The sequence below is a fragment of the Pseudoalteromonas sp. MER144-MNA-CIBAN-0113 genome (genome assembly GCF_040308965.1).
In the GTDB taxonomy this organism is placed as follows: Bacteria; Pseudomonadota; Gammaproteobacteria; order Enterobacterales; family Alteromonadaceae; genus Pseudoalteromonas; species Pseudoalteromonas tetraodonis.
Window position 1 is genome coordinate 1 of the sequence record NZ_JBEOOG010000115.1, and the last position, 6,880, is coordinate 6,880.

Here is a 6,880-nt window from a genome sequence, read left to right on the forward strand (position 1 = left end):
GCTCCGAATTTATCATTGAGCAGGTATTTTTAGATAATCAGAACATCGATGCTAGGTGTGGTTCGCTAGACGCTTACAGTATTTCTTGCTGAGCTTCGGTTTTAATAGGAACGAATTTAATATGAGGGCGTAAGCTTGCTTCATAGATAGCAAGGGCATCGTTACTGTCGTTTTTATTACCGCGAACAAAGGGGGTAACGTGTTGTGCAGGGATAAGGTCAACGGTATGACCGTAAGACGAAAATACTCTTCCCCAGTAGTGGGAAGAATAACAGGCTTCCATCACCACGCGGCACGGAGGGGTATTCGCCATGAAGGCGTTGAGTTTAGCTCTGTTTAAACGTTTATTGCATTCTCTTTTATAGTTAGAATTAAAGCCAGCGACTTGGAATACATTTTTTGCCAAATCAATTGATAATGTGCTAATTTTCATGACGGACGTTCCCTTTTAACTGAGTGTGAGTTAACCAGTTTGGCGCATTGACGCCGTTTAGGGGAGCGTCCATCTCATCACCCACTATATAGCTTAGTCCTTGTTAACCGGTATTTGAAAGAGAAAACTAGGCAGGTGTTAGTTAGACCGATATCTGTTTTCCCTCAATGAAAAGTACTAAATTCTGGGGCTTCTGATTAGTTAGGAAAATTATTGGTTGTTCCAATGATGCTCAATGTGAGCTATCACCACATTAAAAGTGACTAAATTAAACCCTGTAGGGCTTACTACTCGATCAGTGTCACCTTATCTTCCCAAAACCTTAGATAGAAACAGCTATGGCGCCTTGTATGGCATGCAAACCCAACTTGGCTTACTTCGGCGAGAAGAACATCGCCATCGCAATCGGCTGCAATGGATTTCACGGTTTGCGAGTGGCCAGAGCTGCTACCTTTTCGCCACAAGCCTTGTCTTGAACGTGACCAGTAGCACATTTTCCCTGTTCTCAGTGTTTCATCTAAAGACTCTTTGCTCATCCAGGCAAACATAAGTACCTTCATTGACTTCTCATCTTGAGCAATCACAGGAATGAGCCCATCGGCATCAAAGTTTAGCTCTGCTATCACCTTGTCTAAGGAATAGCTCGTACCAGCCACATCGTTTTCAATGGATTTAAACCAGTGTTTCATACTACTTACTCGTGTGCGTTCTTAAAAGTGGCCAGCAAGAGAAGTTGCGCGAGTATCTCTCTCGGCTCTCAAAGTACATTGCTTGCTGTGCAATTTTTATTAGGCAAGCAAGACAACCCAATAGTTACTAGTCACTAACACTATGGCAAATAATACGGTTAACCAAAAAATATACTGTCGACGCTTGCGAACTTGAGGCACGGCACATGCATCACCTGGGTTGCAATCCTCAACAGGGCGATAGACTTTCCATCCTGCAAAACCAAGTAATAATATAACGAACAGGATAAAGATGGGCCGGTATGGTTCAAAGAACGTTAGACTGCCAATCCAGGAACCACTGACACCCAGCATGAGTAAAATGAGTGGTCCTGCACAGCAAATGCCTGCGCCTACGGCAGCAATAAATCCGCCAATAAGTGGTAGACTTGTTTCTTTTTGGGACATAACTTACTCCTCGAGTGTTAGTTGATGGAGAAAGTCTAAATGCCGTACTAATGTACGCTGTCAAGTGTTTTGGTGATTGGGGTTCAAGTTAGTACTGTGAAGGGAACGAGGAACAAATTGCTTCTAGCTGAGATTATATTATTACAAATAAAGACTTCAAGTGCCTTTGTAATGCGTTTGAAGTCTTCTGCTTTGGACGGTGCTACTGCCGGCAGAATTTTATTACCCATACTCACGTGGCAAGAAATTCAAATTCATAAGTCATGCAAATGTACACATCGACCTAAAATGCCGAGGTTGCTTTAATAGAGATCATGAAAAAAGCAATGCCTCTCTTAACCTTCCTATTTTCACGGAACTCCTATTATTTTGATACGACCGAGGGGTAGCCTACATTTGTTGTCGCTTTGGTTAGCTGTTCAATACTGACACTATTCTCATGATAGACAACCTTCGCCGTTTTATGGTCAAAATTCACGTCGGCATCTATTACGCCCTCTAAATTGGTTAATGACTTTTTCACTGTAATTGGGCACATGGCACAGGTCATATTTTCAACCGCTAATGTTGCAGTTCTAACGTCCGTACTAACACTTTCCTCTGCCTGAGCGGCATTGAAAGACGTCCCAAGAAGAACGGCAAATATAAAAATATTAAGGTACCGTACGAAATCAGTCGTTATCTTCATCATAAAAATCTCCAAGTTAAGTGATAATAAATTCTGCATAGTAGGGGAAAGTCAGCAACAGCATAATTAGTACTGACACGACCCAAAAAATAATACGTTGATTCCGCTGTACTCTCGGAATTGCACATAGCTCACCTTCATTACATTGACGTGGTGCGATATATAGTTTTCTGAACGTCCACACTAACAAACCAAGCGTTATCAAAATAAATATAGGTCGTACGGGCTCAAACGCAGTCAAGGTACTCGCCCAGCTTCCACCAACACCTAACGTCAGCAAAACCAATGGGCCAACACAACAAACTGAAGCGCCTATTGCAGTTAGACTGGCTACCAAAAGTGACTTTTTGGATTCACTGCGTTGTATCATAAATAGAATTCCATCGTTATTTCCTTCAGTAAGATTGGTACAGCTTTGTAGGTTCTTAGTCAATTATTTGGGTTGAAAGTTCACTGCCAGAGTGACCTTTTTCTATTTTAATGCTCTGGGATACTTGACTCAGTACCGTGGTACCGAGTTTATATTCACGCACGTTTGTAACAATCAAACTTAACCATTCTTAAAGGAAATTAGTATGAAAATTAGTATGAAACATACCCGCTACATCACCAAGATTGCAGAAAGTCTGACGCCAGCCAATCAGCCCCAAGGCTTCGGGGAACTGTTCGTCGTGCTGCTGCGTGAGCTTGCCAAGGGGCGTCCAGTTTCACGAACGACGCTTGCCAAGTCTCTCGACTGGCCTGCTCAGCAAGTGAATGCGGTACTCGAACGGACGACTAGTACCGAGTACGATAGTGATGGGAATATTGTTGGTTATGTCCTCACCTTGCGCGAGACTTCGCATATCTTTGAGATTGACGGCCGCCGTCTATACGCTTGGTGCGCACTGGACACTCTGATGCTTCCGGCCCTCATCGGCCAGACGGCGCGCGTGACGTCGCATTGCGCTGCAACCGGGGCGCCAGTTTCCCTCACGGTTTCGCCGAACGAAATCCGGGATATCGCACCGACCGACGCCGCAGTGTCGTTGGTACTGCCGCAGGAAACAGCGGACATTCGTCGGTCATTCTGTTGCCACGTCCATTTCTTTGCATCGGCCGTGACGGCGAAAGATTGGGCCTCCAAGCATGAAGGAGTGGAGATCGTAAGCGTCCAAGATGGCTTCCGCTTGGGCCAAGAGCTTAATCGACATCTGCTGCAGACGATTCCATCGAGAAAATCGTGATTGGATAACGATTCTACAGCTAGGTATTCGCTTCCTAGGTGCGGATTGCACTCTGCGAAATCTACCCGGGTGGCCCAGCAATGCAAACAAAGCCGGTGTCAAATGGTCCCCACACGGAATCTCGTCTGGCCCACTATGCCGGCGTGAGCATCGACCGGCGGGGGCGGGGTCTTGCCCGTCTCGGGCTTGCGCCATCCCGCGCGCGTTTCCCGAGTCGATCGGGTCTTTGGTGGTCGTCCGGTGCAGCGGTTCGTCCTGATCCCTTGGGAACTGCGGTTGCAGGACTGCCCCGCGATCCTGCCTCGCGGCGAGCAGCGCAGGCAAAGGCGACTTTCGCTTCCCGAGATCAAAGCCATGCTGCGGGTTCTGCTTCCGCTTAGAAAGCGCCTTCAGCTCCCGCTGAAAATCAACATTCGATGTAACCGATCGAGCCGCTAAAACTTTACGAGTCGACCCGCAATAACCGCACAACACTGGACGCTAGCGAGTATTACGCCGTTTCCCAAGGCTATCTCCGGGAATGGGTCTGCATGGGACAGTGCAATCTCTATATTCAGACCTTGAAGAACCCAAAGCTTCGCCAGTCCATGGAAACCTATCGGCATGACGTCTGTGAGCCCAATCTGACGGAACTGAAGGTCTTGCTCGAACAGGGCAATTATGCACTTCCTGCGCCCTACAACGCCGCGCACGACGCGAAAAGTACCGAGTCGCTGGGCCGTCTGGATACGGACGCGATCGACGATCGCATGATCATGGTTGGTCATGTATTTAGCGTGGAGGCTTTCATGAACCGCTGGAACCATGGGGCCGTTCTCAGTCACCGCGCCGATGTTCGAGATGCGTTTCTGCGCAATTATCACCGTGCGAATCGTTGGCATTTGGCTGCGATTGTGATGGCGGAAAAAATGCAATTCCTCGAAGCACCCTGCCATTACCCGTTAAGAATGATCGCCTGTGGTTAAGGCGCAATGCGGGCATACGGCAAGTGGGGAAGCGATATATGAAAAACAGAAAGACTGGCGATTCCAGACTGCTCATAGCGGCCTTCGCAGGGCTGCACCTGTTGTGCTGCGGCATCCGGGGTTTGAGGCGCAGTGGAACGGAAAACCGGGTTAAGGCCAGTTCGCGACCTACTCGTCGCTCGCGGGATTGCGCAATGGCCGCAACTCGCCCTTGGCCACCGCGTCCGGTACTGAGAACGAATACCGGCCAAGCATGTTGATGTGCTCGTGCAGTAGCGGCGACAGCCTAGCCACATCCTCATCGCGGACCTCGAAGCCATCCGCGCGCAGTTGGTTCAATGCAGCCTCCATATAGCTTGTGTTCCACAGCACGATCATGTTGAGCACCAGGCCGAGCGCGCCGAGCTGGTCTTCCTGGCCTTCGCGGTAGTGCTGGCGCAGTTCTCCGCGCTTTCCGTGAAAGACAGCGCGGGCGACGCTATGCCGCCCCTCGCCTCGGTTGAGCTGGGTCAGTGTGCCCCGGCGCTTGGCTTCGTCATCGATGTACGTCAGCGTATGCAAGGTTTTGTCGATGCGGCCGAACTCGGCGATTGCCTGCGCTAGTCTGGTCGGGCGTTCGCCCACCTGTAGCGTGCGCATGATCCCGGCAGCGGGCACCCGGCCAAGCTTGAGCGAGCCGGCTAGGCGCAGCATGTCGTCCCAATGTGGCTCGATTTTTTGCAGGCTGATATTGTGTCCGGATACAGAGTTGAGCAGCCCGTAGTCGGCCTTCGAGTCGATCCGCCAGAAACGCGTCCCGCCAACGTCAGCCAGGCGCGGACTAAATCGGTATCCAAGCAGACGGAAGAGCCCGAAAACCACATCGCTGTAGGCGCCTGTGTCGGTCATGATCTGGGTCGGCTGAAGGTCGGTCTGCTGTTCCAGGACGACGGCCAGGAGGACCAGGCTATCGCGCAGCGTGCCCGGCACCGTGATGTCGTTCAGCCCTGAAAACTGGTTCGATATGAGGTTGTACCAAGTGACACCGCGACCGACGCCGAAGTATTTTGGGTTCGGCCCGGAATGCACTGATCGAACTGGCACCACGAACCGCATGTGCATATTCTCATGCATCGCGATCACCTAATACCATCTAAGCCGATCACCTAATACTATCCATCGCGATCACTCAATACCATCGATGCAGATCACTTTTTGGTCAAAATGGTATTGAGTGATCGGCTTGAATGGTATCGTTCAATTTATACTCATTTTTGTCTATCCAGTAGGTGTTTTTAACCGTTATCCTTTTCATTTTTGATGATGAGAATAACCATGCCAACGGCACCTATTTCAATGCGTAAACTTAAAGAGATTTTAAGACTAAAATACGACTGTAAACTCAGTCATCGAAAGATAGCAAACAGCTTATCTATTTCACCTTCAATTGTTTCTAAATATGCCTGTAAATCAGCAGAGTTAGGTATCACTTGCTGGCCACTTGATGAAAAATGGGATGATCATTCTCTGCAACGAGCATTCTTCAAAACAAAGCCCCGACTAAAAGGCTTTAGTATTCCTGACTGGTTGTTAGTTCAGCAGGAGCTGCGACCCAAAACCATGACGCTATTGCTGCTTTGGCAAGAATACAAAGAGCGACACGAGGAAGGATTTTACAGTTACACCCACTTCTGCCGACAGTACAAGGCATGGCTTAAATGTCAAAAACCGTCCATGCGACAAAACCATAAAGCAGGTGAAAAACTGTTTGTTGATTACTGCGGCCCAACTATGAATATTGTTGATGCTAGTACAGGTGAATACCGTACAGCTCAAGTGTTTGTCGCAGTTATGGGCGCATCTAATTATACGTATGCGGAGGCAACGTATAGCCAAAAGCTAGAAGATTGGGTGATGAGTCATGCTCGTTGTTTTGAGTTTCTTGGTGGTGTGCCAGAGCTGGTAATCCCTGACAACTTAAAAAGTGCGGTAACTAAACCTTGTCGATATGAGCCTGATTTAAATCCAACCTACCAACAATTGGCGACACACTACAATACGGTCATTGTGCCTGCTAGACCTTATAAGCCCAAGGATAAAGCCAAAGCAGAAGTGGGTGTGCAAATTGTCGAACGCTGGATAATGGCACGGCTTCGCAATGAAAGCTTCTTTAGCTTGCGCCAATTAAACCTAAAGATACAAAAACTGCTTGTCGACTTAAACCAGCGGAAAATGAAGAAGCACCCTGGTTCAAGGCTCAGTCAGTTTGAATCCATTGATAAACCTGCTCTCAAACCACTACCCACACAGGCTTACAGTTACACCTTAGTCAAACAAGTAAGCGTGCATATTGATTATCATGTCGAAGTTGAAAAACACTACTACTCAGTGCCACATACCTTAATTAAACAAAAGCTTGAAGCCCATGCCTCCGGGAAGTTGGTGACACTCTA

General features: G+C 48.2%; 7 protein-coding genes and 2 pseudogenes. 3 read left to right on the top strand and 6 right to left on the bottom strand.

Annotated elements, in window-relative coordinates:
* Positions 1-76 precede the first annotated feature (76 nt).
* From AAEY57_RS18300 to AAEY57_RS18320, 5 genes and pseudogenes are all read right to left on the bottom strand, one after another.
* Positions 77-433 (bottom strand): annotated as a pseudogene (locus AAEY57_RS18300) (IS110 family transposase); the annotation flags it as partial.
* 287 nt (positions 434-720) lie between these two features.
* Positions 721-1,122, bottom strand: a complete 402-nt coding sequence (hisI, locus tag AAEY57_RS18305; protein ID WP_007106064.1) for a phosphoribosyl-AMP cyclohydrolase — start codon at positions 1,120-1,122, stop codon at positions 721-723.
* Between the two features lie 99 nt (positions 1,123-1,221).
* A complete protein-coding gene (locus AAEY57_RS18310; protein ID WP_007106065.1) occupies positions 1,222-1,569 on the bottom strand; it encodes a mercuric transporter MerT family protein in 348 nt (115 codons plus the stop codon).
* A 364-nt stretch (positions 1,570-1,933) separates the two neighbouring features.
* Positions 1,934-2,260 carry a heavy-metal-associated domain-containing protein gene (locus tag AAEY57_RS18315; protein WP_012517600.1) on the bottom strand — a complete coding sequence of 109 codons (327 nt, stop codon included), beginning with the start codon at positions 2,258-2,260 and terminating at the stop codon, positions 1,934-1,936.
* Positions 2,261-2,273: 13 nt separating this feature from the next.
* Complete coding sequence (locus tag AAEY57_RS18320) at positions 2,274-2,627, bottom strand: mercuric transporter MerT family protein (protein ID WP_007106067.1); 354 nt, start codon at positions 2,625-2,627, stop codon at positions 2,274-2,276.
* A gap of 205 nt (positions 2,628-2,832) precedes the next feature.
* Here AAEY57_RS18320 and merB point away from each other — a divergent pair, with 205 nt between their 5' ends.
* Positions 2,833-3,483, top strand: a complete 651-nt coding sequence (gene merB / locus AAEY57_RS18325) for an organomercurial lyase MerB (protein WP_350608472.1) — start codon at positions 2,833-2,835, stop codon at positions 3,481-3,483.
* A gap of 425 nt (positions 3,484-3,908) precedes the next feature.
* Positions 3,909-4,448, top strand: coding sequence for a DUF3231 family protein (locus AAEY57_RS18330; protein WP_350608474.1), 540 nt, complete (start codon positions 3,909-3,911; stop codon positions 4,446-4,448).
* Positions 4,449-4,616: 168 nt separating this feature from the next.
* Here AAEY57_RS18330 and AAEY57_RS18335 read toward each other — a convergent pair.
* A pseudogene (locus AAEY57_RS18335) lies at positions 4,617-5,543 on the bottom strand (Tn3 family transposase); the annotation flags it as partial.
* A 219-nt stretch (positions 5,544-5,762) separates the two neighbouring features.
* Between AAEY57_RS18335 and istA the strand changes: the two are divergent.
* Positions 5,763-6,880, top strand: a 1,118-nt coding sequence (gene istA, locus AAEY57_RS18340) for an IS21 family transposase (RefSeq protein ID WP_350608473.1), incomplete at its 3' end; no start/stop codon positions are given.

Bases quoted from the DNA above. Each gene is read 5' to 3' on its own strand.
- hisI (WP_007106064.1), bottom strand. From the start codon at position 1,122: ATGAAACACTGGTTTAAATCCATTGAAAACGATGTGGCTGGTACGAGC.
- AAEY57_RS18310 (WP_007106065.1), bottom strand. From the start codon at position 1,569: ATGTCCCAAAAAGAAACAAGTCTACCACTTATTGGCGGATTTATTGCT.
- AAEY57_RS18315 (WP_012517600.1), bottom strand. From the start codon at position 2,260: ATGATGAAGATAACGACTGATTTCGTACGGTACCTTAATATTTTTATA.
- AAEY57_RS18320 (WP_007106067.1), bottom strand. From the start codon at position 2,627: ATGATACAACGCAGTGAATCCAAAAAGTCACTTTTGGTAGCCAGTCTA.
- merB (WP_350608472.1), top strand. From the start codon at position 2,833: ATGAAAATTAGTATGAAACATACCCGCTACATCACCAAGATTGCAGAA.